Origin of the sequence: Massilia aerilata (assembly GCF_042656905.1) — a bacterium.
In the GTDB taxonomy this organism is placed as follows: Bacteria; Pseudomonadota; Gammaproteobacteria; order Burkholderiales; family Burkholderiaceae_D; genus Telluria; species Telluria aerilata.
Genome location: NZ_JBHSMZ010000006.1, coordinates 550789 through 575484, shown reverse-complemented (window position 1 = coordinate 575484; position 24696 = coordinate 550789). Strand labels below are relative to the sequence as shown.

Here is a 24696-nt window from a genome sequence, read left to right as displayed (position 1 = left end):
CTCTCTTTAACGAGCTCATGTGGTGCAAAACTGCGGTTCTCGCCTAATTCATTGATTGATATGGATGAAAAACGGCCTGCAAAGCCGTCTAGACGGGTTCGACTCCCGTCCTCGCCTCCAGCATATCTGTAGATCAGTGCTATTGCGCTGATCTACGTCAGCGCTTTCGCCACACGTATCGCCCGCATCTTCCTGCCAGCTTTCGATCCCATTTGAAGCATATTGAGCGTTTTCACAGATGCGCTCTAACAGGAAACGACATAACGGTCACGCCCGGCTTGTTTGGCTTTGTAAAGAGCCGTATCTGCACGAGCCAACATGAGTTCCGGCGTGTCCTTGCACTCGTCGGATATGGCAAGCCCCACGCTAGTTGTGATTGATAGGGTTTTATTTGGCAAGTTAAATGGTCGCCGCATGACATCAACGATCTTTTCGCCAAGAGCCTGAGCTTCCGTTACCTCGCGTACGTGCTCGAAGACGATGACAAACTCGTCGCCGCCAAGGCGTGCAACCGTATCTGCCGTACGAACAACGGACAAGAGCCGCTGAGCAAACTCAACGAGAATCGCGTCGCCGCACGCATGCCCAAGACCGTCGTTTATCGCTTTAAAGTGATCGATATCCATATACGCCAGAACGATCTTATACGACGCGCGTTTCGTTCGCGCAACCGCAAAGGCAAGCGTTTTCTCCAGCATTCTGCGGTTATAAACGCCGGTAAGTGCATCGGTTTGTGCGAGTTCCGCCAGTTCGGCTTCTGCTTTTGCTCGCTCCTGAGACAGGTTATAGAAGGCACGGCTAAGGTCACCAAACTCGTCCTTTCTATCTACGTCGAACACAGAAATATCTGTTTCGCCGTCTGAAAGACCTGCAACATGCCGCCTTAAAGCGGCAAGCGGCCGCAGCAAGCGGAGCACTGCAAACCACGCAATCACCGCAGTAGCGATTGCGATTACGAAAGACGCGATCAATGCCTTTCGGCGCATGTCGATGATCGGTGTAAGCGCCTCGGAAACCGGGTACACCGCGCCAACGATCCAATCCACCGAGCGAAGTCTCTTGTATGAAATGAGCGCGTGGACCCCCGATTTACTGACACCCTCGGTCCAACCCTCAAAACCCGACATCGCGGCGAGCGTCGACTTTACTGCCCCTCCTGGCTCAGACTTGACGTTCGCAAGAATCCGCCCAGGCGTGGGGTGGTGAATGATCACGCCCTTTGTTGTCACTGAAAATAAATAACCGCTGTCGCCGGGCTTGAGCTTCAAAAGCTGTCCGAAGAATCTCGGACTTTCGAGGTTGATACCGCCACCAAGGATAAACAGTAATCGTCCATCGTCGGCGTACACCGGTTGTGTTACCAGCACCACCGGCTTTCCCGACAAGGCGCTTCGGAAAGGCTCGGAGGTCGTACCCTCGCGCGCCATGACCGTTCGAGTGAAATATTCTCGATGTTGAAAGCCCTTCGTGCCAATTGCACGTCGATCGGCCAGGCTGGCGATGACGGTGCCATTCGGGTCGAAAGCCACCACGTTGAAAAATTCGTCGCGCAAAGTCCCACGTTTTTCAAGGAATTCTTGAAGCTGCGCACCGTCATGGATGAGGGCAGCCTCCAGGGCCTCGGCGAGAATCTTCAGCATGGTTCGCTTCGACTCGAGGTCTTCATCGATGTTGGATGCCACGCTTTCCAGCAGCGTGTATTGCTGGTCCCCAACAATATGCATCATTTCTTGCTCTGTTACTGCAAGCGATGCGAGGGCCACGAGGCTAGCGGCAAGCAATGCGGATACTGCCACGACAACGGTGATACGGAACTTAAGGGAACCTAGACGAACGATCGATTGCATGGAAGCACCTGAACACGGAAGTGGCATTCTACAAGCCCTGCGTACGCCTCTTCAGATATTACTGGCTCCAGTGATGCGCGGCTCATCAGGATGCACACCAGAACTTTTAAAAGTGGATGCATCTGCCTGCGCTTGTGCTGGCAGCATCAAGCCGTCCAGCACGGTAGTCGCGTGCTGTAATGCCAAGGCTTGTAGCTCAGGTGTGTGAGAACTGAATGCGCCGTAAGTCTCGCGAAACAGCATTCCGGCCAGGAGTGGCCCGGTGATGGAAAATGCGAATAGCCGAGGGTCGCCATCTCTGACCTCGCCGCGGATCTGTGCCTGGACAACCAGCGTTGTGATCAGGTCAAGGATGCGGGATGCGACATCGTCATGCCATATGCGTGCCAGATCCGGGAACAGGCGACTTTCGCTGATAACCATGCGGAATATCGCCGGGAATCGGTTTTCGTTTGCCACGTCAATCAAACGGAGCAGCAGCTCTGGCAGGCGTTCGCGCAGCGATGTCCATGGCGCGGAGTCAGCCGCGCCAACAGCATCCAAGTTGGACTCGAAGGCATGGTGGGCCGCCGCCCGGAAGATGTCTTCCTTTGTGTCGAAATATAGATAGAGAGTGCCTTTTGCAATGCCGGCGCGTTTCGCGACTTCGTCGAGCCTGGTCGCTGCGTAACCCTTTTCTGTAAAGACGCTGATCGCCGCATCGACGATCTCCGCGGGACGCGCATCCTTGCGCCTTTGCCACCTCATGGATAGTTCCCTCATTGAAAAACCGAAGGGGCAAGGGTAACGCAGCCTTTTTTCTGCCGCCCACGAGGCGACAAGTTGCCAAGTTCACGCTCGATGTCCCCGTTCAGCCGGACGAGCAATTCGGCGACCTGCTCCAAATGCGCAGAATCCACCCCGGCCAGTATATTCGTGCGAAATGCATTCGCCTCCGCTTGTACCTTCCCATGCAGTTTGCACCCGGAGGCAGTCAAGCGGACAAGCTTGATACGCCGGTCCGACCGGCAGGGCATGCGCTCGACCAATCCAAGGCTTTCCAGTCGGTCAATCATCGCAACCATCGATGCGGCTTCCACACCCAGGCGCTCGGCGATCGCGCGTTGGGACAGCTCAGGCGTCGACTTGGCAATGGCGGCTATGGCCAGCCAGCCGGCCTGGCCGATGCCCAGGTTCTTCAGCCGTGCGTCGAGCCCCAGGCGCCAGGCGCGCGCGGTAGCGTGCAGGGCGATGGCGAATCGTTCCGGAAGCATCGTGTCAACTTGGGATGGCGCTGGTGGTGCGTGCATATTTGCTTTTCGTTAGTCGAGTCGATGGCAGACGAAGGCTGTCGCTGTCCTTCGCCGGTTCTACTTATGTTCCTGGACTGCTGTGCGCGTGGACTCGAACGCATTCAGGCCCGACCAGCAAAGCCAGATTGCCACCAGCGCAGTCGGCAGGACGGTGGTGCTGAGCGCCCAGTGCAGTTTGGTATCGTCGTGGAAGATAAGGTCGGACACGAGCGCGACCAGTGTCGGCCCCAGTCCGATGCCTAACAGGCCGGCGATCAGAAGATAGACCGAGATCGCCTGGCCGCGCATGTTGTTCGGGCAAATCTCCTGGATGCATGCCGGGGCCGCCGACTGTGAGATGCTCAAGCCCAGAACGGCGCAGCCGAGCAGTACAAAGGCTGTGGTCGCGTCCGGGGCCAGTGGCCAAAGCGCTGCCATCGGTGCGCAGATCAGGGTGCCGACCAGCGAGACCCGGAAGCGCGCCGCGTGCACCCCCTTGCGAAGCCAGCGGTCGCTCAGGTAGCCGCTAAGCAAGGTACCACCCAGGCCCGCGGCAGCGATGATTGCGCCGAGGACGATGCCGGCGCGGCTGGATGGCATGTGGAAGCGCCTGTCGAACAGGGCGGGCGCCCACGACAGCATGCCGTAGCCGATCATCGCCAGCAACGCAGGATACGTCAGCAGGCGCGCGAAGGTAGGTCGGTGCTGACCGAGGAAAGCCAGGAACTCACGGACGGTGCAATGCTTCGCCTCTGCGCTTTGCTCGCGCCGCACTGGTTCGCGTACGCTGAACAGCAGGGCGCCGAGCACGATGCCGGGCGCGGCGGCTGCCAGGAAACAGATGCGCCAGGCCGGTAATACGCCCAGCAGGGGCAGCGCCATCCCTTCTTTGGGGATCGCACCAAGGAGCCAGCCCCCCAGCAGCATGGATGCGCCGGAACCCACCGCCAGCGAGGTATAGTAGAAGGCCAGAGCCCTCCCACGTCGCTCGGGTGCCACGTAGTCGGCGATGATCGAATAGGCAGCGGGAGCAAGCACCGCTTCGCCGACGCCGACCCCCATGCGTGCGAGGAAAAGTACTGTGTAGGAGTTGGCAAACCCGGACAGGGCAGTCATCACGGTCCAGAACAGCAAGCCCCAGAAAATCAGGTTACGCCGCACTGCGCGATCGACCAGACGCCCGAGAGGCAGTCCCATCAAGGTATAACAGATCGAGAAGGCATAACCCTGCAACAGGCTGAACGAGGTGTCCGAGATCTGAAAATGGGCGCGGATCGGACGCACCAGCAGGGCCGGCAACTGGCGGTCGAGCTGGGAAAACAGGGTGACCAGGAACAGCACGCCGATTACCCAGGCGGCGTAGCCCAGGCTGGGATAGGGGGCCGCCAGCCGTTGTCGCGGAAGGATTTCCATGTCGTTTTCCAGGTTGGCGTTAAAAGCGGAGCTCGAGCTTGATGCCGAAAGTGCGCGGGTCGCCAGGGGTCTGGTTGTTATAGCCCTGGATGTAGAAGGAGTTCGAACGGGCCCAGTAGTATTTGCCGGCCAGATTCTTGGCCCACAGGCTGACGCGCGTCCGGTCGCCCGCCAGCTTCAGCGTGGCCATGGCATTCAGCAGGCCGAATGCCGGCTGGGTGTTCGAGGCGACTTGCCCGGCCGTCAGGGCCTGGAAGGGCAAGGTATTTGTGTTCACTGGCTGGAAGTAGGCCACTTTGGAGCGCCAGTTGTAGTCGAGGTGCAGGTCGAGCTGCCCGAGCGGCGTGACCAGCGGATAATCCGCTCCCACAGCGGCGGTGGTCTTGGCGGTGGTGACGAATGTCAAACCCTTGAACGGACCGTTGTCGAATTCGGGATCGGTCAAGCCGATGCCGGCGCTCAGGCTCAGGTCCGCCAGGCGCAGCACGGCGTCGAGTTCAAGGCCCTTGACGGTGGCGTCGCCGGCATTCATCACCGAGCTGATGGTCGTCGTGCTGCCGGGTGGGAACTGCGGCGTGATTTGCTGGATGTCCTTGTATTTGGCCAGATAGGCAGCCAGGTTCAGGCGCAGCCTGTGCTCGAGCAGTTCCATCTTCGAGCCCGCCTCGTACGACATCACCTGTTCTTTGTCGAAAGGCGCGTAGCCGAACGCGCTGGTGGCGCCTCCGGGCTGGAAGCCGCCAGATCGGAAGCCGCGCGACACCTTGCCGTACACAAGCGTGTCGCTGCCCAGCTTGTAGTCGAGGCCGAGCGTCCACGGCGTGTAGCGGGCGTGCAGCGCGGGCGGCACATAATGGCAGCCGCCTTGGTCGAGCCCGGCCGCGGCCAGGGCGCAGCCGGCGTTACCCGCCAACATGGTCCCGCTCTGTAGCAGGTAGCGCGGGGTGGAATAGTCGACTTCGCGCTCGTCCCTGACCAGGCGCGCACCGGCGGTGGCACGCAGCTGCGGCAGCACGGCATAGGACAGCTGCCCGAATACGCTCGCCGAGGTCTGGCGCGAGTCGAATGCGTTGAGGCGCCCGAGGGTATTGGCTCCGGAGGGCGTCGTCACCAGGCTGCTGTCGCGCAGCCCCTCGCTGAAGTAATAGGCCCCGGCGATCCAGTCGAGGCGGTCTTCCATGGCGTTGCCATACACCTGCAGCTCCTGTGTGAACTGGTGGCCGCTGACGGCGTAGCGCTGCAACTGGTTGACGAAGACCGGGGTCGCGTCGAGGTCGTAGCCGCTGACGGTCGACAGATGACGGTATGCGCTGATGGACTTCAGCGTGGCCGGTCCGGTGTTCCATCGCAGCGTCGCGGTCGAGTTGCTTACATCGGTCGTATTGCGCGGATTGAAGCCGGCCTGGCTGGTATAGCCGCCGTCCTGGACATATTGCGCGACGGGGGCCAGCGTGCGTGCTGCGATGGCAGGATCGAAGTAATTGACGATCCAGACCTGGGACGCCGCGTCGCTGCTGAATTTGTCATAGGTCAGGTCGACCAGCAGGTCGCGCAGCGGCCTGCTGCGAAGCGAGGCACGGAAGTAGCGCCGGTCCTCGTCGCCGAGCTGCTCGCCGAGCGGCGCGCTCCGCCCGTATCCTTCGTGCCTGAGGCCATCGGCCACCAGGCGCAGGGCCGTGGCCTTGCCCAGCGGGAGATTGAGGATACCGGTCAGCGCGCGCTGGTCAAAGTTGCCCACGCCCGCGGTCAGGCTGCCTTCGAACGCCTGCTGCGGCGCCCTGGTCGTCATGTTCAATGCGCCGCCGATGGTGTTGCGGCCGAACAGCGTGCCCTGCGGTCCGCGAATCACCTCGACCGCATCCATGTCGACCATGGCCGCGTTGGCGCCCGCGGTACGGGCGTAGTACACGCCATTGACGTAGATGCCGACGGTCGGGTCGTTATTCGACGAGATCGAGGTCGGCGCAATGCCGCGCATGCCGATGATCATGTTGTTCTTGCCGACCGGGGTATCGCTGATGAGCAGGGATGGGGCATTGGCGCTGAGCGCCTTGATGTCGCCGATCTGGCGCCTGGACAGTTCTTTGGCGTCGATGGCCGTGACTGCCGCCGGGACCTCCTGCAGTGCCTGTTCGCGGCGTTGCGATGTGACGATGACTTTCGGTACTGCGGGTGCCGCGTCGGTCTCCACTTGCGTGCCGGATGGTGCCGCGTCGGGCGCCATTTCAGGCGGTGCGGCAAGCGCGGCACCGCCGAGGATGGACATGGCGCAGCTGCCCGCCAGCACGCGCAGTGGAGCGAATGGGATCATGCTTGTCTCCGTGATCGTTGTTATCGTTCTCGACCGGCTGAAGTCGGCGCGCCGCGCGCATTGTTGGCCATGCTTGCGCGGTGCGATGTCCGGATGCGGCGAACAGCCGCAGGTGCTATTCGGGCGTGCGGCAGGACGCGGCGACCTTGTGCCCATCCGGGTCGCGGATATAGGCCGCGTAGGCGTTCGGTGCAACCGGACGCGGGCCGGGCGCGCCTTCGTCAAGGGCCCCGAGCGCGAGCGCACGGCGATGGAATTCGTCGATCGCCGCCCGGTTCGGCGCGGCCAGGCCGATGGTCAGGCCATTGCTGGCCGTGGCCGGTTCGCCGTTGCGGGGATAGCCCACCATGAACTGGGGCGCCCCGATGCCCCAGCCGCAGATACGGCCTTCGATGTCCAGCAGGCGCGTGAAGCCGAGCGGCGCCAGCACGTGGTCGTAGAATGTCCTGGCGCGTTCGAGATCGCGCGTGCCCAGCGTGAAATGAGTGATGATGGTCATACCATGGTCTCCTGCTTCCGGTGCATGAAATGGTCTGGGTGCGGATCAGCGCTTGCTGACCTTGATGTCGGTGGCCTCCAGGTCCCAGGTGCTTGTGGTGCATCCTTCTTCGCGCAACTGGTACTTCAGCACCCGTCCCTGTGGATTCTTCGGCATCGAGCTACGAAATTCGATGTACCGCGGCAGTGCGTAGTAGGGAACGGCATCGACCGCCCAGTGGAACAGGGCTTCCGGCAACAGCGCGCAGCCGGGTTTCAGGATCGCCGTGACCTTGACGTCGTCCTCGCCTTTGTCCGACGGAACCGCATGCACCGCGACCTCCTCGATGTCGGGGTGGGCGGCGAATGCCGCTTCCATCTCGAAACTGGAGATGTTCTCGCCGCGGCGGCGCAGGTAGTCCTTCTTGCGGTCGACAAAATAGAAGAATCCGTCCTCGTCGAACTTGCCGATGTCGCCGCTGTGGAACCACATGTTGCGCATCACTTTCATGGTATCGGCCGGGCGGCCCCAGTAGCCCATGAACATGATGTCGGGACGCAGCGGGCGTACCACGATCTCGCCAGGCGTATTGGCGGGCAGTTCGCGGTCGAGGTCGTCGACGATGCGGACATCGAAGTCGGGGATGCGCTTGCCGGAGGAGCCCGGCGCCGCGTATTCGCCGCCGGGCAGCGAGGTGATCACGCTGGCCTCGGTCAGGCCGTAGCCGTTGCCGCCAACCTGCCGGGCGCCAAAGCGCTCGCGCCAGATCTTCTTGGTCTCCTCGGTGAACGGATTGCCGCGCACGGTATGGATCTGGCCGAAGCAGCGCCGCATCGCGTCGCTGTCCGGCGCCTGGGCCAGCAGGCCGCCCATGCCGCCCAGGATCGAGGCGATGGTGGCGCCGCTGCGCTCGACCTCGGGCCAGAAATTCGACACCGAGAAGCGCGGCACGATCGCCACGCGCGCACCGACCAGGATGTTCGACAGCACGCCGACGCACATGGCGTTCATGTGGAATAGCGGCAGGGGCGTGATGGTGATGTCGTCGGCGGTGGCCGGGCCCGCGCGCAGCTGCAGGCGCGCCAGGTTGCACATGTAGTTGTAGCTCAGCATGCAGCCCTTGGATGGGCCGGTGGTGCCGGAGGTGTAGACGATGCATGCCAGGTCGGACGGCGTTGGCTTGCTGGCGATCGGCTCGTCGCAGTGGCCGCGGTGCTGGTCGATCGGGTCGATCCGGATCGGGCAGGGCGGCAGCGTATCCAGCTTGCCGCGGTACAGGATCAGCGCGGCATCCGGCAGCCCCTCCGCCACCTGGGCGATGCGCTCGACGTAATCCGCCTCGCAGATCAGGATGCGCGCCTTCGAGTCGGCGATCTGGTGGCGCAGGAACTCGCCGCGCAGTGCGGTGTTCACCGGCACGCTGACCGCGCACAGCTTGTTCGCTGCGATCCATCCCGCCACTGCGTCGATATTATTGTCGAGCATGGTAAGGATGGTGTCGCCGGCACGCAGGCCCAGTCCGGCCAGCGAGTGCGCGAGGCGGGTCGTCAATTGGTCGAATTCGCCATAAGTGGTCAGCTCGCCGCCAAAATCGAGCAGCACTCGCTCGGGATGGGCCGCGACTGCCCTGTCGAGTGCGGCGATGATGGTGTCCTGCTGACCCACCGACCAGGTATCGGGGTTGCCCATGCCTGCCATGTCGTCTCCTGTTTTGCGTTTATTTGTGCTTGAAATATAAACACAAACTCAAAAAGTGTCAAAGAAAAGCTTGAAATCGCCTGAGGATGCGCTTTCCGCAGCTATGGCCATGCGCTACAATCGCCGTTCCAGGAACGTGTGCAAATAAAACAATGACCGGTTCAGTCAAAGCAGTGAAGAAGACGGCGGCGCCGAAGCCGAAGGCTGGCGCCAAGGCCGTGCCTGACGCGAAGGTGGCGGCGACGCGCGCCAAGCCGGCGGCCAGACCATCCGCCACGCCTGCGGCCAAAGCACCCGCCACGCCTGCGGCCAAGGCGGCGCCACGCGCCAAGCCGGCGGCAGCAGTGGTGGCCAAACCGGCCGTCAAGCCGGCCGCGAAGCCTGCGCCCAAGCTGGAGGGGGCGCGAGCGCCGCTGACGGCGCGTACCGCCGCACCCAAGGCCAAGCTGAACAAGCGGTCGAGCGACACCATCGCCAAGATCCTGGCAGTCACCGAAGAAATCATCCTGCGCTCGGGGGCGGAACGGATCTCGATCCTCGACGTCTGCGAGGAAGTCGGTATTTCGCGCGGCACCTTCTACCGTTACTTTTCTTCGCAGGACGACCTGCTGGACGCTTTTTCGCGCCACAAGCGCGACCAGTTCCATGCCACCTTGCTGACGATCGCGGCATCGAACGACCCGGACGAACGCTTCCAGGCGCTGCTCGACTTCATCGACAACTATCTCGAAACCAGCCGCGCGCGGCGCCTGCTGCTGGTGGCCCCGGACTACGCCACTCGCTGGCTGCAGCGCATCTTCACCGACTCGGTGCACCGCTTCCAGGACATCCTGTCCATGGTGTTCGACGCCTGGGAAGAACGGCATGGCATCGTGATCGACCGTGAACTGGTGTGCGAGCTGATGGTGCGCTACATCATGAGCGACGTGCTGGTGCCGGCCGGTCCCGACCGCCGTAACCTGATGCGCCGCATCGAACGCTTCGTCCACATGCTGGTGTCGGGTAGGGTGGCGCGCCGCTAGCCTTGCTTTGACGAGGAGTCAAACCGTTCCGCTGTCGCCGGCGTGCCCGGCCGTGTTCCAATGAGCACACGATAATCCGCGCGAGCGGAAGGAGACGGCATGACGGGAATGAAGCAATACGACGCGGCGATCGTCGGGGGTGGGCACAATGGCATGGCGGCTGCCTGCTACCTGGCCGCCGCCGGCAGGAAGGTGGTGGTCATCGAGGCGCGCGACAAGATCGGCGGCATGGCCTCCAGCGGATACCTGATCCCGGAGGCGCCGCGCCACCTGGTTCATCCCTGCGCTCTCGACCTGATGTCACTGCGCGTGCATCCCATGATGCCGCGCGAACTGCAGCTGGAGCGTCACGGCTTTCGCCAGGTGGACATGGAGCCGGGCTATGTCTATCTCCACCCGGACGGCAATTCGCTGGTGTTCGGCCGCAGCGCGGCGCAGACGGCGGCCGAGATCCGGCGCTTCTCGAGCCGTGACGCCGACGAGTTCCTGGCGCTGATGAAGCTGGTGGATGCCTTCATCGACATGGCGATCCCGATGATGCGGGTCGATCCGGCCCGGCTCAACCTCGGCGCCAAGTGGCAGTCGCTGCGGGCGCTCCTGAAGCACCGCAAGCTGAAACCCGAGCTGATGGCGCTGATCGGCAGCCCGGCCTACACCTCGGTCATGGAACGCTTCGAACACCCGGTGACGCAGTCGGCCCTGTGCTGCCTGCTGGGCGCCGCCGGACCGATCGCCGCCGAAGCCACCGGCATCTACTTTGCGCTGCTGGGCTTCATCCATCGCTTCGGCCTGGGCCGCGCGGTCGGCGGCATGCAGACCCTGTCGGATGCCTTGGCGGCCCGGCTGCGCGAACTGGGCGGCGATATCCTCTTGTCATCGCCGGTCGCCGAAATCCTCGCCGAGGGCGGGCGGGTCGGCGGCGTGCGGCTGGCCGACGGCCGGCTGGTCGAGGCGCGGACGGTGATCGCCTCCCTGCATCCGAAGATGGCGCTGGAGATGGTCACGCCGGGTGCGCTCGATCGCCGGACCCTGACCCGGGTCGCGCTGGCGCCGTCCAACGCCCACGGCGCCTCACCGCTGAAAGTGGACGTGGCCTTGTCGGGCCAGGTCGCTTATTCGCGCCATGAGGCCATGCGTCCCGATGGGCTCAGCCTGCGCAAGAGCGTGCTGCTGGTCGGCACTTCGGAGGCGGTGCTCGACAACTTCCGCTGCGCCGCGCGCGGCGAGGTGTCCAGGCTGCCCTATCTCTGGATGACCGCACCGTCCGCCGTCGATCCCGGCCAGTCGCCGCCCGGCCAGGACATCGTCTACCTGTATCCGGTGGCGATGCCGGTCGAGCCGCGTGAAGGCTGGGACGCCATCCGCGCCCGGGTTGGGCAGCAGGTGATCGACCAGGCGGCCGCCTACATGGACGGGTTGAAGGAATACGAGATCGGCCGGCGCATCGAGGCCGCCCCGGACCTGGCCGCACGGCTGAACGTGCATCGCGGCTGCGTGGTGCATATCGATACCAGCCCGGCGCGCAGCGCACTGATGCGCCCGGCGGCGGGGCTCGGCGGCGCTACGCTGCCGGTTGCCGGCCTCTTCCTCGGCGGCGCCGGCGTCCACCCGGGCGGCGGCATCAACGGCTTGCCCGGAAGGATCGCGGCGCAACGGGTCGAGCGTTTCCTTTCGGGACGCTAGGCCGCGTCGCGCGTCAGCGGATCCAGCGCGCTGCGCTCGCGCTCGACCGCCGACAGCACGAACGCCACCGCGAACCGGCGCCAGGTATCGGCGCCCGTGCCGGTGGCCACGTCCAGTCCGGCCAGCGTCGCCACCGTGTAACGGTTGACATAGGCACTGGTGGTTGCCAGCGCCGCCATCGCCAGCAGCAGGTCGGCGTCGATGTCGGCGCGGAAGGCGCCGCTGGCAATCCCGCGCGCCAGTGTCGCGCGCATCTTTTCGTTCAGCTGCGGCGCCATGCCGGTGAAGCTGTTGCGCGGCGTGGTATGCGTCTGGTGATAGCGGATGCCCTCCTGCGCCAGCGCGCGCAATTCCTCATCGTGGTAGGGCAGCAGCATCCGGTCGAGCAGGGCGCGCAGCGCTTCGCGCGGGGGCAGGTGGTCCAGCTCCAGTGCCAGCAGCGCGTCCATGGCCAGCGCCGACGACTCGTCCAGCACACAGGCGAACAGCTCGTCCTTGCTGCGGAAATAGTGGTAGACCAGCTGCTTGGTGACGCCGGCCGCCTGGGCGATGTCGTCCACGCGCGCCTCTGCCAGGCCCCTGGCGGCGAACTCGCGGCGCGCAGCCGCCGCGATGCGCCTGAGCGTGTCGCGCTTGTTGGGCGGCGCCTTGGCCGAAGCGGGGCTGGCGACGGGGCTGTTGCTGGTTTCCGGCAGGTCGGGCATGGCAATCGGTTCGATGGAGGCAAGCGATGTTATCCCACGCCGCTTGACCCTCAGTCAAATAAAACAGCTGGCGCCAATGTCCGCGGACCGCCCTCCTGGCGCTAACATGTGAACACGATTAAAGAAATTGTCCATATAAGGAGACAGGATGAACACCGCCAGCGACACGATCGACCTGGAAAGCGCCTATTCGGCGGTATCCGACACCTACAAGGGCAAGGGCGACATCCATGCCGCATGCCGGCTCGCACGGGAGCGTTCGTCGATCTTCATCGGCGACTTCATCCGCCAGTTCGCGGTGCCGACGAATGCCGGCATGCAGCAGGGGTCGCGTCCGACCTTTGCCCTGTTCCGCCACAAGGACGTGATGGCGGTCTTGCGGGATGCCGAGGCCTACACCAGCGGCTTCATCGCCGAGGGACTGGGCGCCTTCTTCGGCGGCCTGATCGTGCTGGCCATGGACGGCGAGCAGCACCGCCAGGTACGCGCGCTGCTGCAGCCGGCCTTCATGCCGGAGACGGTGAATAAGTGGCGCGGCCAGATCGACGCCGTCATCCGCAAGGACTTCCTCGAGCCGATGGCGGGCGACAAGAAGGCCGACCTGATGGCATTCGGGCTGGCGTTCCCGATCCGCGAGATGTACGCGCTGATGGGCTTCCCCACCGATGACCCGCAAGCTTATCGGCGCTATGCCGGCTGGGCGCTGGCGATGGTCGGCGGTAACCAGGTCGATCCCGCCAAGGCCGACGAGGCGCGCCGCAACGCCGGCATCGCGGTCAAGGCGCTGTACGACGCGATCATGGAAGTCGTGGTGCGGCGGCGCGCGGAGGGCAGCTTGGGCGACGACCTGATCGGCCGCCTGCTGCGCGCCGAGCACCAGGGCCGCATGCTGGACGACCACGAGGTCACCACCTTCGTACGTTCCCTGCTGCCGGCGGCCGGCGAAACCACGACGCGCACGTTCAGCTCGGTCATGACGCTGCTGCTGACGACCCCGGGCCTGCAGGACCGCGTGCGTGCCGACCGCGGCCTGGTGCCGAAGCTGATTGACGAGGCGGTCCGCTTCGAGCCGGTCGCTACCTTCAAGGTGCGCGAAACCGCCAGAGAGGTCGAATTCCACGGGGTGACGATCCCGAAAGGCGCCTTCGTCCAGTGCATGGTCGTCGCCGCCAACCGCGACGAGGACGTGTTCGAGAACCCGGACGTGTTCGATATCGACCGAAAACCCAGGCCGTCGTTCGGCTTCGGCTTCGGCCCGCACATGTGCATCGGCCAGTTCGTCGCGAAGCTGGAGCTTGGCTGCGCCGTCAATGCCATCCTCGACCTGCTCCCCGGCCTGCGCCTCGACCCGGACATGCCGCCCCCGGTCATCGAGGGCGCCCAGTTGCGGGGCGCTGCCCACATCCACGTACTTTGGGACTGAGACCATGAAGGCATTCACGAAAGTGCCGGCGCGCGCCGACTTCGATTACCAGTGCCTGGTGGGGCCGCAGCGCGTGACGGGTGCCGGCCTGGCCGACCTGCGCGACCACTTCGGGCTGAAGCTGACCAAGCACATGCCCTTCGGCTGCGTGCGCGACGCGGAAGGGGACATCTACGCGATGGTGCGCGCGCTCAACGCGCCCGGCAGCAGCCCGAACCCGACCAAATTCATCTACCAGTCGACCCGGGTCGGGGATGGCAGTCAGCTGCGCGTCGACAGGGAGCGCAGCGCCGCCCAGGCCCTGACGATGTTCCCGCGGCGCTGGCTGGATGGCGATGTCGCCGGCTGGGCCAGCCTCGAGGACGAAGCTGGCCAGCCATGGCGGATCACGGCGTCCGGCTCGCGCTTCAGCTGGCGCGAAGAAGGGCTGTTTGCGCTCGAGGGGCGCCTGCTCGGGAATGGCATGCAATGGTATCTGCCGGGCCGCGACTGGGGCACGTTTTACGTCTCGCAGCTGTACGATGTCGCCGGCATTTGCGAAGGCCGGGCGGTAAAAGGTTTCATCACCCTGGACCAGGCATGGATGGCCGAGGGTGGCGCCATCCACTTCCAGAAGGACCTGGTGGTCAACAATGGCATGCATGTGATCTGGTGGACCTTCGCCACCGTCTACACGGACGGCAGCTGGGACCTCGGTTCCTTCATGGTCGGCCACGGCAAGCTCGGTTATGCCATCTTCCAGAACGAAAAGGGCGAGATCCGCTGCACCACGGATATCGAGGGCGAGGTGGTGCATAAGCCAGGCAGTTATTTCGTCGAACGCGCGCACATCGTGCTCGACGGCGCCGAGGTCTGGGAGTTCGTACCGGACCCGAAGGGCGAGATGATCGACTTCGTCGGCGGCTTCCCGATCACCGCGCAGCAGGAAGGCCGCTGGCGGCGGCGTGGCGACACCCGCGAGCCCGACCGCTCGCTCGGCTGGGGCGAGACCGACCGGCGCAACGGCAGCGCGCGCAACCTGCGGCCGTCGCCGCATGACGAGGGAGCATCGACATGAACACGACAGGGAACATGGGCGCCGAGGCGATCCGGCGCTTCCTGCACGCCCAGATCGCGTGCTGGAACGCGGGCGACAAGGCCGGCTTCCTCGCGGCCTATCGCGAGGCCGCGCCGCGCGGCCTGCTGATCGAATACGTCGGCCGCCCGGCGGCCGATGGCTGGGCGGTGCTGGAAGCGATGTGGGAGGGGCAGAACGCGGCCGTCGAGATCGAGGAAGCCGTGCTCATCGTCAACGGCGACGAAGCGGCCTGCCATAACCGCAACCGGCTGAGAAGCGGCGGCAGGGTCATCGACACGATCGAACTGTATCGCTTCGAGCGGGACGGCGGGCTGCTGGTGCGCTACTTCATCAGGCAGGAATAAGATTCACGAGAGCGGTCGACATTTTCGGAAAATGCGTCTATATTGAACAGAAATACAAAATCTGTTCATTCAAAGCTGCCCGCGCGAGATCGTCCAAAACGACAGCGGGAGAGGAGACGAGCATGGCCGGACTCTCGCACGATGACGCAAAACCGGTGACAGGGCCGGCGGCATGAGCCGTCTGCCGTTGGTGCCACTCGACGCATTGCCGCCGGAACTGGGCGCGGCGGTCGAACGCGGCCGCGCCAGCCGCATGCTCAGTTCCACGCTCCCGGTCCAGGTCTGGGCGCACCGGCCGGAAGCGGCGGCGGCCTGGCTCGCCACCCTCGAGGCGATGCATCTGCGCGGCGTGCTGCCCGGCCGCCTGAAGGAACTGGTGCGCCTCAGGATCGCCTCGATCACGAACTGCAAGGCCTGCCAGCTGGCGCGCAAGGACGATAGCGTCGGCGAGGAAGACCTGGCCTGCCTGTCCTCGAGCGCGGCGCGCTTCACGCCGGCCGAGCAGGCCGCATTACGCTACGCCGAGCTGTTCGCGGCCGACTACACGGCGATCGACGACGCCTTGTTCGAGTCGCTCGAGCGTCACTTCGCCATTCCCGAGATCGTCGAGTTGAACATGTTCTGCGCGCTGATGCTTGCCGGCGGACGCATGACCTATGTGCAGCAGGCCTATGAGGACAAGCCGTGAACGACCTGCCCATCCTGCAAGGCATCCGCGTGATCGAACTTGCCGGCGGCATCGCCGGTCCGGCCGCCGGACTGCAATTGTCCGAAGCCGGCGCCGACGTGATCCGGATCGAGCCTCCCGGCGGCGCACCCGACAGCGAGGCCGTGCTGTTCTCGGTGCTCAACCGCGGCAAGCGGCGCCTGGCGCTCGACCTCGACAGCCCGGCCGGACGCGCGAGCCTGGCGCGACTCCTGGACCACTCCGACGTGCTGTTGCATGACCTCGGTCCGGCGCAGGCCCTCGCACATGGCCTGGACGACGTCGCGCTGAGCCGCAACTATCCGCGCCTTATTGTCTCCGCCATCGGCGGATGGCCGGCCAGGCATCCGCTGGCGAACGCGCCGGCGCGCGAGACCTTGGTGCTGGCGCGTCTGGGCCTGCTCGACGAGCAGCCCGGCCATCGCGACGGCCCTATCTTCGTGCGCATGCCCTTCGCCAACTGGCTGGCGGCATGGTTCTGCGCCATCGGGATCATGGCGCGCCTGATCGCGCGCCGCCGCGACGGCCGCGGCGGCGTCGCCCACACCAGCCTGGCCCAGGCCGCCCTGGCGCCGATGAGCATGCACTGGTCGCGTGCGCAGCAGCCGACGCCGGCGTTCGCCCGGGGTCTGTCGAAAAGTACGCCGATCCCGCTGCACCGCTGCCTGGATGGCGTTTGGGTCCACGTCCATTATTCTCCCGACAAGGCGCCCTGGATGGCCGAGGCGCTGGCGGCCATGGGGCCTGCGGCGGTAGCGGCCGAAAACGCCACATACCCGCCCAGCCACGTCGCGCCCAATTTCGGCGCCAACAAGGCCATCATGGCGACCCGCCCGGCACGCGACTGGGTCGAACACTTCTGGGCGCATGACGTCGCGGCCCAGGTGGCGGCCCCCTTCGGCGCGATCTATGCCAGCACGCAGGCCCGGGTCAACGGCTATGTGCTCGCGCTCGACGATCCGCGGCGCGGCACGGTACTGCAGCCTGGGCCGGCTTATACGGGCGCGCCGCCGCCGCGTGTGCGTGGGCCCTTGCAGGGGCTCGAGGAGGTAGCGCCGGCAACGCCCCGGGCCCGGCTCCAAGCTGCGCCCGTGGCGCCGGCCGGCGACGCCGCCTTGCCGCCGCTTGCCGGCGTCAAGGTGCTCGACCTCGGCGCCTACCTTGCCGGTCCCTTTGCCACCATGCTGCTGGCGGACCTGGGCGCCGAGGTGATCAAGGTCGAACCGCCGGACGGCGACGCGATGCGGCGCCTGGAACGCGTCTTTGCGGGTACGCAGCGCGGCAAGCTGGGCGTCACCCTCAAGCTCGGCGAACCCGGGGCCGAGCCTGCGCTCGCCGCCTTGGTGCGCTGGGCCGACGTGGTCCATCACAACATCCGGCTGCCGGCTGCGCGCAAGCTTGGCGTCGACCATGCCGCCCTCAGTGCGATCAAACCCTCGCTGGTGTTCTGCCATATCAGCGCGTATGGCCCAGCGGGCGAACAGAAGGACTGGCCGGGCTTCGACCAGTTGATGCAGGCGGCCTGCGGCTGGGAGACCGCGTGCGGCGGCGCCGGCAATCCTCCCATGTGGCTGCGCTTCGGGGTTGGCGACTATTTCGCCGCCTTGTCTTCGGTGTTCGCGGTCTTGCTGGCGCTGTACCGGCAAAGCGAGGACGGGCAAGGGCAGATGGTCAGCGCCTCGCTGCTTGGCGCCACCCTGCCGACCGTCGCCGAAGCGGTGATGCTGGCGGATGGCTCGGTGACCCCTATCGCGGCACTGGACGCGGCCCAGACCGGCGTATCGCCGGACCATCGGCTCTACCGCTGCCTGGACGGCTGGCTGGCGGTGGCGGCACTGGACGCATGCGAAGCGCAGGCCCTGGCCGCGCTGGCAGGCGCGCCCGGGCAACGCGAAGCCTGGTTCGCGGCGCGCCGGCGCGAACAGGCGCTGACGCTGCTGAGTGCTGCGCGCGTGCCGGCCGAGCCGGCGCTGGAGCGGCAGGGCGAGGCCTTCCACGACGATCCCGGCCATGCGGCGGCCGGCCTGCACGCGCGCTACCGGCATGCAGTGTACGGGGAACTCGAGCAGGTCGGCGCATTCTGGGACTTCGGCGACCTGCCGCTGACGCTGGATCGCGCCCCACCGGCCCTGGGCCAGCACAGCCGACAAGTCTGGAAGCTGCTCGGCCTGGACGCCGCCCAGGTCGCGGCGCTCGAGCAACAGGGCTTGAGCAGCACCTTGCAACCATCGAATGGACACCCATGAACGAACTTGATTTCTCAGGCAAGACCGTGCTGGTCGTCGGCGGTTCCAGCGGCATCGGCAACGGCATTGCCCAGGCCTTCCGCGCCCGCGGCGCCGAGGTGCACGTGTGGGGCACGCGTCCCGGCGCCGCCGATTATGCCGATTCGCCCGATTCGGACCTGCAAGGGCTGCACTACGCCCGGGTCGACGTCGGCGACGCCGCGGCGGTTGCGGCGGCAGCGCCGCCCTTCGCGCGGCTCGACGTGCTGGTCTGCGCGCAAGGGATCGTGCGCTACCGGCGCGAGGAGTTCAAGGTCGACGCTTTCCGCGAAGTGGTCAACGTCAACCTGGTCAGCCTGATGGCCTGCGGCGACCGCTTCCACGGCATGCTGGCGCGGGCCGGGGGATCGATGATCATCGTCAGCTCGGCCGCCGCTTTCCACTCCACGGTCGGGACACCGGCCTACAACGCATCGAAGACCGGCGCCTATGGCCTGACGCGTACCCTGGGCGAGGCCTGGGCGCGCGACGGCATCCGGGTCAACGGGATTGCGCCCGGCTTGGTGGCCACCAAGCTGACGCGCGTGACGACCGATCATCCGGACCGCCTCGAATCGGCCTTGAGGAAGATTCCGCTGGGACGGCTCGGCACCCCCGCCGACATGGCCGGGGCCGCGCTCTTCCTTGCTTCGCCGCTGGCGGCGTATGTGCTCGGCCAGACCTTGCTGGTCGACGGCGGCCTGCTGCTGGCCTGAGCGCGGCCGGCCGAACTAACATCATCGGGAGACACGACATGGCATGGGATTTTGAGACCGACCCGCAGTTCCAGGCGGAGCTGGACTGGATGGCGCAGTTCGTGCGCGACGAGGTGGAACCGCTCGAACACGTCCTGGGAAGTCCCTGGAACATCCACGATCCGCGCTTCGAGCTGCTGGTGCGCCCTTTGCAGCGCCAGGTGAAGGAGCGCCGCCTGTGGGCCTGCCACCTGGGGCCGGAGCTGGGCGGGGCTGGCTACGGCCAGGTCAAGCTAGGGCTGATGAACGAAATCCTCGGGCGCGCGCTGTTCGCCCCGATCGTGTTCGGCGCCCACGCGCCCGATTCCGGCAACTGCGAGATCCTGGCCGCCTACGGCACGCCGGACCAGAAAAAGCGCTTTCTCGAGCCCCTGCTGGCCAACGCAGTGGTTTCCTGCTTCGCCATGACCGAGCCCCAGGGCGGCGCGGATCCGAAGGTATTCACTTCGCGCGCCGTGCGTGACGGCGACGGCTGGGTGATCGACGGCCAGAAGTGGTTCGCCTCGAACGCGCGCTATGCCGCCTTCTTCATCGTCATGGCGGTCACCGATCCGGCGGTTTCTCCCTACCAGGGCATGAGCATGTTCGTGGTGCCGGCCGACACGCCGGGCATCGAAATCATCCGCAACGTTGGGGTCGCCGACGATCCCGAGGCCACGCACGCCTACCTGGATTTCCGCGGGGTGAGTGTCGGTGCCGACTGCATGCTGGGCGCACCGGGGGAGGCGTTCGCGATCGCCCAGGTGCGCCTGGGCGGTGGGCGCGTGCACCACGCCATGCGCGTCGCCGGCCAGGCGCAGAAGGCGCTCGATGCGCTGTGCGAGCGCGCGCTGTCACGCAGCACCCAGGGATCGGCCTTGTCGGACAAGCAGATGGTGCAGGAAAAGATCGCCGACGCCTGGATCCAGCTCGAGCAGTTCCGCTTGCTGGTGATGCGCACCGCCTGGCGCATCGACAAATATCACGACTACCAGAAGGTCCGCAAGGACATCGCGGCGGTCAAGGCGGCCATGCCGAAGGTCTTGCACGACATCGCGTCCAGCGCGCTGCAGGTGCACGGCTCGATCGGCGTTTCGACCGAGATGCCCTTCGTCGGCATGATCGTGCGCTCCTACCAGATGGGACTGGCGGACGGCCCGACCGAGGTGCACAAGGTGACGCTGGCGCGCCAGCTGCTGCGCGCCTACGCGCCGTGCGAGGAATTGTTCCCCGCCTATCACCGTCCGACCGCAGCGGCCGCGGCGGCCGACAAGTTCCGCGCGGTGCTCGCGTGAGCGCCACCGCAGCGCAGGCCGAAGCACATAGGGCGTTAGACCTGGACGCGCTGGCGCACTGGATGGACGGGCAGGGCCTCGGCGAAGGGCCAATCGGCAAGGCCACGGCCCTGACCGGCGGTACACAGAACATCCTGCTGCGCTTCCGGCGCGGCGCCGGCGTGGAGTACGTCCTGCGTTGTCCGCGGCCGGGCGCCGGTCCGGAGGCCCGGCGCGGCTTCCTGCGTGAAGCGCGGCTGCTGCGGGCGCTGGGCGGTAGCGCGGTGCCGCATCCCGAACTGATCGCCGCCTGCGACGACGGCGCCGTGCTGGGCGTGCCCTTTTACCTGATGGCGCCGGTGGAGGGTTTCACGGCCACGCCCCATCCGCTGCCGCCGCCATACGCCGACGATGCGGCCTGGCGCCGGCAGCTGGGGCTTGAGATGGTCGATGGCCTGCTTAGCCTGGGAGAGATCGACCCGGGCCAGGCCGGGCTGGCGGACTTCGGCAAACCCGAGGGCTTCCTCGAGCGCCAGGTGCCGCGCTGGCTGCGCCACCTCGACGAATGCCGGCAGTACGCCGGCTGGCCGGGAAGGCAGGCGTTGCCCGGGGTGGATGAGGTGGCGCAGTGGCTGCGCGAGCGCGTGCCGGCCCGCTTCACGCCCGGCATCCTGCACGGCGATTATCACTTCGGGAACGTCATGTTCCGGCGCGACAGCCCGCGCCTGGCGGCCATCATCGACTGGGAGCTGGCCACTATCGGCGATCCGCTGCTCGATCTGGGCTGGCTGGTGGCCACCTGGCCCGATGCCCAGGGCCGCGGGGCCGGCACCATCCGCATCGCGCCAGCGGCTGGCCTAGCTACGCCGGCCGAGCTGGTGCAGCGCTACGGCGCCGGCAGCCGGCGCGACCTGAGCGCCGTCGACTGGTACGTGGCGCTGGCGCGCTTCAAGCTCGGCATCATGCTGGAGGCAAGCCATGCCCGCTCGTGCGCCGGCATGGGCGCGCGCGACACCGGGGAGCAGCACCACGCCTCCGCCGTGCGGCTGCTGGAACAGGCGCGGGACGCGATCGGGGCCGGTCATGCATAGTAGCGCGGCGGAAAAGGATGAAACGGCGGCGCCGCGCGGCATGCACCTGGCGCTGGGCGCAATGGTTGCCTGCCAGGTGGGCCTGCATGCCTGCGTTCAGGGCGTGCGTCTGGCTGCACCCCTGAACGTCCTGCGCCTCGGCTACTCAGCCTGGTCGGTGGGCTTGGTGATGACGATGTTCGCGCTGTTCCCGGCGCTGCTGGCGCTGCCGGCCGGTCGGCTCGCGGACCGCCGTGGCTACCACCTGCCGGTACGCGTCGCCGCCGTTTGCTCGCTCGGCGGGACCCTGCTGGCGGCCGCACTGCAGAACCTCTTCACGCTGTGCGTGGCCGCCGCCTTGTGCGGCGCAGGGTCCGGTTTCGGGATGATCGCGATCCAGCGCAGCGCCAGCCGGCTGGCCCAGAGCGACAGCGAGCGCCTGCGGGTGTTCAGCTGGATCGCGCTGGCGCCGGCGCTGGCCGGGCTGTTCGGACCGATGTTGGCGGGCCTGTTGATCGATCACGCCGGATTTTCCGCCGCCTTCCTGGCGCTGGCGCTGCTGCCCGCCGCCACCTTGCTGGCGGCGCGGGCGGTGCCGCGCGAAGCGCCGCGTCCGGCCCCGGCGCCGGGTGTGCGCAAGACCTCGGCCTGGGACCTGCTGCGGCTGCCATCCCTGCGCCGCCTGCTGTTCGTCAGCTGGGTGGTGTCGCTCAGCTGGGACGTGCACGGCTTCGCTCTGCCGCTACTGGGCGTCGAACGCGGCCTGAACGCTTCCGCCCTGGGCCTGGTGCTGGCGGCCTACGCGGCGGCGTCGATGACGGTGCGGCTGCTGATGCCGCTGGTCGCGGGCCGCCTGTCGCGCCGCGCCCTGCTGTGCGGCGCCTTGCTGCTCACCTGCGCCGTGTTCGCGGCCTATCCCCTGTTCCGCAGCGCGTGGGCCATGGCGGCCTGCGCGGCCATCCTCGGCATCGGGCTGGGCCTGGTGCAGCCGGCCATCCTTGCTACCCTGCATGAGGTGACGCCGCCCGAGCGCCAGGGAGAGGGCCTGGCGCTACGCTCGATGACCCTGCACGCGTCGATGGCCGTGATGCCGCTGCTGTTCGGCGCGATCGGCGCAGGCATCGGCGCCGCGGCCCTGTTCTGGCTGATGTCGGCCGCGCTCGGGCTGGGCAGCCTGCAGGCACGCACCATTCATGCCGATCGCGGCAGCTGAATCCATTATCGAGGAGAACACATGGAACTCAAGGACAAGCGTTTGATCGTCACCGGCGCCGCTGGCGGCATCGGCGCCAGCGTGTTGCGCGAGCTGGTCGCGGCCGGTGCGCGGGTGGCGGCGATGGACGTGAGCGACGCGGCGGGCCGGGAACAGGCCGCGCGCGCCGATGCGGCCGGGCCGGGGGCCGCCAGCTATTTTCATTGCGATGTACGTGCCCGGTCCGAGGTGGAGGACGCCTTCGGCGCCGCCGTGGCGTGGCTGGGCGGCCTCGACGGGCTGGTCAACATCGCCGGCATCGAGCGTGCCGCGCCCGCCGAGACGATCGGCGACGCCGATTGGGATCTGATGTTCGACGTCAACGCACGCGGCACCCTCAACACCAACCAGGTCGCTTTCCCGCACCTGCGCGAGCGCGGCGGGCGCATCCTGAACTTCGGTTCGGCGGCCGGGGTCATGGGCCTGCCCGGCTGCGCCCATTACTCGGCGGCCAAGGCGGCGGTGCTCGGCTGGAGCCGCACCGTGGCCAAGGAGTGGGGACGGCATGGCATCAGCGTCAACGCCGCCGCGCCAGGCATGTGGACGCCGATGTACGAGGCGCACCGTGCGCGCATGGATGCGGAGACGTTGGCCGCGCACGACCGCATGATGGCCGGCCTGATCCCGCTCGGCGGCAGGCTGGGCGATCCGGACCGCGACATGACGCCCTTCGTGGTGTTCATGATGGGCGAGGGCGCCCGCTTCATCACCGGCCAGACGCTGGCGGTGGACGGGGGCCTGATGATCCCCTGAGCGTGGGGCGAGGGGCCGCGCGTATTGCTTGGCAATTCTCCATAAATAGAGCACTATCTTGAAAAGTGTTCAAATAACGATGGAGGAAGACATGAGCAGTGCAAACAACGTGAGCCTGGAGAGCGCCTACTCGGGCGTCGCCGACAACTACCGCGGCGAGGACGTGGACCTGCATGCGATCTACCGCGACATGCGCAGGAACTCGCCGATCATCGCCGAGAACTTCATGGGCAAGCTGGGCGTGCCGAACATCGCGGGGCTCGACCCGAACCGGCCGACCTTCACGGTGTTCCGGTACAAGGAGGTGATGGCGGTGCTGCGCGATGCCGCCAACTACACCAGCGGCTTCATCGCCGAAGGGCTGGGCGCCTTCTTCGACGGCCTGATCCTGACCGGCATGGATGGCGAGGCGCACAAGAAGGCGCGCGCGCTGCTGCAGCCGATCTTCATGCCCGAGGTCGTGAACAGCTGGCGCGACACCAAGATGGATCCGATCGTGCGCGAGGAGTTCCTGCTGCCGCTGGTCGCGAACAAGAAGGCTGACCTGATGGACTTCGGGCTGCTGTTCCCGATCCGCCTGATCTACTCGCTGATCGGCTTCCCGGGCAACGATCCCGAGAAGATCAAGCAATACGCGGCGTGGGCGCTGGCGATCTTGGCCGGGCCCCAGGTCGACGCCGAAAAAGCCGCGCAGGCGCGCAAGGCGGCCATGGAGGCGGCTAAGGCGCTGTACGACGCTACCCATGAGGCCGTGGTCGAGGTGCGCGCCAAGGGGGCGGAGGGTGATGACCTGATCAGCCGCCTGATCCGCGCCGAAAGCGACGGCCGCCGCTTCGACGACCACGAAGTCACGACCTTCGTGCGCTCGCTGTTGCCGGCCGCTGCCGAAACCACCACGCGCACTTTCGGCACCCTGATGACCCTGCTGCTGGAACGGCCGGAACTGCTGGCGCGCATGCGCGCCGACCGCAGCCTGGTGCCGAAAGCCATCGACGAGGCGATCCGCTTCGAGCCGGTGGCCACCTTCAAGGTACGCCAGGCGGCGCAGGACCTGGAGCTGGCCGGCATGGCGATCCCGAAAGGGGCGATGGTGCAATGCATCGTCTCGTCCGCCAACCGTGACGAGGAGGCCTTCGAGCGCAGCGAGGAATTCGATATCGACCGCAAGCCCAAGCCCTCCTTTGGTTTCGGTTTCGGTCCGCACATGTGCATCGGCCAGTTCATCGCCAAGACCGAGCTGCAGGTTGCGCTCAACGCCGTACTGGACCTGATGCCGAACCTGCGCCTGGATCCGGAGCAGGCGCCACCGCGCATTACCGGCGCGCAACTGCGCGGACCGAAGCACGTTCATGTGATCTGGGATTGATCGAT

The 24696-nt window shown here is 66.2% G+C and carries 21 protein-coding genes; 13 read left to right on the top strand and 8 right to left on the bottom strand.

What is annotated here, in order from left to right; translation table 11 throughout:
- Window positions 1-245 precede the first annotated feature (245 nt).
- The 7 genes from ACFPO9_RS11690 to ACFPO9_RS11660 all read right to left on the bottom strand — a co-directional run bounded on the left by ACFPO9_RS11690 (window position 246) and on the right by ACFPO9_RS11660 (window position 9018).
- Window positions 246-1847: a diguanylate cyclase domain-containing protein gene (locus ACFPO9_RS11690; RefSeq protein WP_379770829.1), complete on the bottom strand. Its 1602-nt coding sequence runs from the start codon at window positions 1845-1847 to the stop codon at window positions 246-248.
- A 51-nt stretch (window positions 1848-1898) separates the two neighbouring features.
- Window positions 1899-2594, bottom strand: coding sequence for a TetR/AcrR family transcriptional regulator (locus ACFPO9_RS11685; RefSeq protein WP_379770827.1), 696 nt, complete (start codon window positions 2592-2594; stop codon window positions 1899-1901).
- An 11-nt stretch (window positions 2595-2605) separates the two neighbouring features.
- Entirely contained in the window at window positions 2606-3136 is a 531-nt protein-coding gene (locus ACFPO9_RS11680; RefSeq protein ID WP_379770825.1) for a MarR family winged helix-turn-helix transcriptional regulator, read from the bottom strand.
- Between the two features lie 60 nt (window positions 3137-3196).
- Entirely contained in the window at window positions 3197-4531 is a 1335-nt protein-coding gene (locus tag ACFPO9_RS11675) for a spinster family MFS transporter (protein WP_379770823.1), read from the bottom strand.
- Between the two features lie 19 nt (window positions 4532-4550).
- Window positions 4551-6842 (bottom strand): TonB-dependent receptor, encoded by a 2292-nt coding sequence (locus tag ACFPO9_RS11670; protein ID WP_379770821.1) that lies wholly within the window; start codon window positions 6840-6842, stop codon window positions 4551-4553.
- A 115-nt stretch (window positions 6843-6957) separates the two neighbouring features.
- The gene (locus ACFPO9_RS11665; RefSeq protein ID WP_379770818.1) at window positions 6958-7341 is read right to left on the bottom strand and encodes a VOC family protein; all 384 of its coding nucleotides are present in this window, start codon (window positions 7339-7341) and stop codon (window positions 6958-6960) included.
- Between the two features lie 45 nt (window positions 7342-7386).
- Window positions 7387-9018 carry an ATP-dependent acyl-CoA ligase gene (locus ACFPO9_RS11660; RefSeq protein ID WP_379770816.1) on the bottom strand — a complete coding sequence of 544 codons (1632 nt, stop codon included), beginning with the start codon at window positions 9016-9018 and terminating at the stop codon, window positions 7387-7389.
- A 152-nt stretch (window positions 9019-9170) separates the two neighbouring features.
- Between ACFPO9_RS11660 and ACFPO9_RS11655 the strand changes: the two genes are divergently transcribed.
- A complete protein-coding gene (locus ACFPO9_RS11655) occupies window positions 9171-10040 on the top strand; it encodes a TetR/AcrR family transcriptional regulator (RefSeq protein ID WP_379770814.1) in 870 nt (289 codons plus the stop codon).
- A 99-nt stretch (window positions 10041-10139) separates the two neighbouring features.
- Window positions 10140-11723 (top strand): phytoene desaturase family protein, encoded by a 1584-nt coding sequence (locus ACFPO9_RS11650; RefSeq protein WP_379770811.1) that lies wholly within the window; start codon window positions 10140-10142, stop codon window positions 11721-11723.
- On the opposite strand, the gene ACFPO9_RS11645 is transcribed toward ACFPO9_RS11650, so the two are convergent.
- Entirely contained in the window at window positions 11720-12427 is a 708-nt protein-coding gene (locus ACFPO9_RS11645; RefSeq protein ID WP_379770809.1) for a TetR family transcriptional regulator, read from the bottom strand. The genes ACFPO9_RS11650 and ACFPO9_RS11645 overlap by 4 nt on opposite strands.
- A 148-nt stretch (window positions 12428-12575) precedes the next feature.
- Here ACFPO9_RS11645 and ACFPO9_RS11640 point away from each other — a divergent pair, with 148 nt between their 5' ends.
- The 11 genes from ACFPO9_RS11640 (at window position 12576) to ACFPO9_RS11590 (ending at window position 24691) form a co-directional block, all read left to right on the top strand.
- Window positions 12576-13850 carry a cytochrome P450 gene (locus ACFPO9_RS11640; RefSeq protein ID WP_379770806.1) on the top strand — a complete coding sequence of 425 codons (1275 nt, stop codon included), beginning with the start codon at window positions 12576-12578 and terminating at the stop codon, window positions 13848-13850.
- 4 nt (window positions 13851-13854) lie between these two features.
- Window positions 13855-14907: a hypothetical protein gene (locus tag ACFPO9_RS11635; RefSeq protein ID WP_379770804.1), complete on the top strand. Its 1053-nt coding sequence runs from the start codon at window positions 13855-13857 to the stop codon at window positions 14905-14907.
- Window positions 14904-15272, top strand: a complete 369-nt coding sequence (locus ACFPO9_RS11630; RefSeq protein ID WP_379770802.1) for a Cif family virulence factor — start codon at window positions 14904-14906, stop codon at window positions 15270-15272. The genes ACFPO9_RS11635 and ACFPO9_RS11630 overlap by 4 nt, the downstream gene beginning before the upstream one ends.
- A gap of 172 nt (window positions 15273-15444) precedes the next feature.
- Window positions 15445-15960 (top strand): carboxymuconolactone decarboxylase family protein, encoded by a 516-nt coding sequence (locus tag ACFPO9_RS11625; protein WP_379770800.1) that lies wholly within the window; start codon window positions 15445-15447, stop codon window positions 15958-15960.
- Entirely contained in the window at window positions 15957-18224 is a 2268-nt protein-coding gene (locus tag ACFPO9_RS11620) for a CoA transferase (RefSeq protein ID WP_379770798.1), read from the top strand. Before ACFPO9_RS11625 ends, ACFPO9_RS11620 begins: the two co-directional genes overlap by 4 nt.
- The gene (locus tag ACFPO9_RS11615; RefSeq protein ID WP_379770796.1) at window positions 18221-18958 is read left to right on the top strand and encodes an SDR family NAD(P)-dependent oxidoreductase; all 738 of its coding nucleotides are present in this window, start codon (window positions 18221-18223) and stop codon (window positions 18956-18958) included. Before ACFPO9_RS11620 ends, ACFPO9_RS11615 begins: the two co-directional genes overlap by 4 nt.
- Before the next feature lie 38 nt (window positions 18959-18996).
- Window positions 18997-20271, top strand: a complete 1275-nt coding sequence (locus ACFPO9_RS11610; RefSeq protein ID WP_379770793.1) for an acyl-CoA dehydrogenase family protein — start codon at window positions 18997-18999, stop codon at window positions 20269-20271.
- Window positions 20268-21341 (top strand): phosphotransferase family protein, encoded by a 1074-nt coding sequence (locus tag ACFPO9_RS11605; RefSeq protein WP_379770791.1) that lies wholly within the window; start codon window positions 20268-20270, stop codon window positions 21339-21341. Before ACFPO9_RS11610 ends, ACFPO9_RS11605 begins: the two co-directional genes overlap by 4 nt.
- Window positions 21334-22533, top strand: coding sequence for an MFS transporter (locus tag ACFPO9_RS11600; RefSeq protein WP_379770788.1), 1200 nt, complete (start codon window positions 21334-21336; stop codon window positions 22531-22533). The genes ACFPO9_RS11605 and ACFPO9_RS11600 overlap by 8 nt, the downstream gene beginning before the upstream one ends.
- Before the next feature lie 21 nt (window positions 22534-22554).
- On the top strand, window positions 22555-23325 hold the full coding sequence (locus ACFPO9_RS11595; protein WP_379770786.1) for an SDR family NAD(P)-dependent oxidoreductase: 771 nt from the start codon (window positions 22555-22557) through the stop codon (window positions 23323-23325).
- 91 nt (window positions 23326-23416) lie between these two features.
- A complete protein-coding gene (locus ACFPO9_RS11590; RefSeq protein ID WP_379770784.1) occupies window positions 23417-24691 on the top strand; it encodes a cytochrome P450 in 1275 nt (424 codons plus the stop codon).
- The last annotated feature ends 5 nt before the right edge of the window (window positions 24692-24696 follow it).

Bases quoted from the DNA above. Each gene is read 5' to 3' on its own strand.
- ACFPO9_RS11685 (WP_379770827.1), bottom strand. From the start codon at position 2,594: ATGAGGTGGCAAAGGCGCAAGGATGCGCGTCCCGCGGAGATCGTCGAT.
- ACFPO9_RS11655 (WP_379770814.1), top strand. From the start codon at position 9,171: ATGACCGGTTCAGTCAAAGCAGTGAAGAAGACGGCGGCGCCGAAGCCG.
- ACFPO9_RS11650 (WP_379770811.1), top strand. From the start codon at position 10,140: ATGACGGGAATGAAGCAATACGACGCGGCGATCGTCGGGGGTGGGCAC.
- ACFPO9_RS11660 (WP_379770816.1), bottom strand. From the start codon at position 9,018: ATGGCAGGCATGGGCAACCCCGATACCTGGTCGGTGGGTCAGCAGGAC.
- ACFPO9_RS11630 (WP_379770802.1), top strand. From the start codon at position 14,904: ATGAACACGACAGGGAACATGGGCGCCGAGGCGATCCGGCGCTTCCTG.
- ACFPO9_RS11680 (WP_379770825.1), bottom strand. From the start codon at position 3,136: ATGCACGCACCACCAGCGCCATCCCAAGTTGACACGATGCTTCCGGAA.
- ACFPO9_RS11595 (WP_379770786.1), top strand. From the start codon at position 22,555: ATGGAACTCAAGGACAAGCGTTTGATCGTCACCGGCGCCGCTGGCGGC.
- ACFPO9_RS11610 (WP_379770793.1), top strand. From the start codon at position 18,997: ATGGCATGGGATTTTGAGACCGACCCGCAGTTCCAGGCGGAGCTGGAC.
- ACFPO9_RS11615 (WP_379770796.1), top strand. From the start codon at position 18,221: ATGAACGAACTTGATTTCTCAGGCAAGACCGTGCTGGTCGTCGGCGGT.
- ACFPO9_RS11635 (WP_379770804.1), top strand. From the start codon at position 13,855: ATGAAGGCATTCACGAAAGTGCCGGCGCGCGCCGACTTCGATTACCAG.
- ACFPO9_RS11670 (WP_379770821.1), bottom strand. From the start codon at position 6,842: ATGATCCCATTCGCTCCACTGCGCGTGCTGGCGGGCAGCTGCGCCATG.
- ACFPO9_RS11665 (WP_379770818.1), bottom strand. From the start codon at position 7,341: ATGACCATCATCACTCATTTCACGCTGGGCACGCGCGATCTCGAACGC.
- ACFPO9_RS11645 (WP_379770809.1), bottom strand. From the start codon at position 12,427: ATGCCCGACCTGCCGGAAACCAGCAACAGCCCCGTCGCCAGCCCCGCT.
- ACFPO9_RS11640 (WP_379770806.1), top strand. From the start codon at position 12,576: ATGAACACCGCCAGCGACACGATCGACCTGGAAAGCGCCTATTCGGCG.
- ACFPO9_RS11625 (WP_379770800.1), top strand. From the start codon at position 15,445: ATGAGCCGTCTGCCGTTGGTGCCACTCGACGCATTGCCGCCGGAACTG.
- ACFPO9_RS11690 (WP_379770829.1), bottom strand. From the start codon at position 1,847: ATGCAATCGATCGTTCGTCTAGGTTCCCTTAAGTTCCGTATCACCGTT.
- ACFPO9_RS11590 (WP_379770784.1), top strand. From the start codon at position 23,417: ATGAGCAGTGCAAACAACGTGAGCCTGGAGAGCGCCTACTCGGGCGTC.
- ACFPO9_RS11675 (WP_379770823.1), bottom strand. From the start codon at position 4,531: ATGGAAATCCTTCCGCGACAACGGCTGGCGGCCCCCTATCCCAGCCTG.
- ACFPO9_RS11600 (WP_379770788.1), top strand. From the start codon at position 21,334: ATGCATAGTAGCGCGGCGGAAAAGGATGAAACGGCGGCGCCGCGCGGC.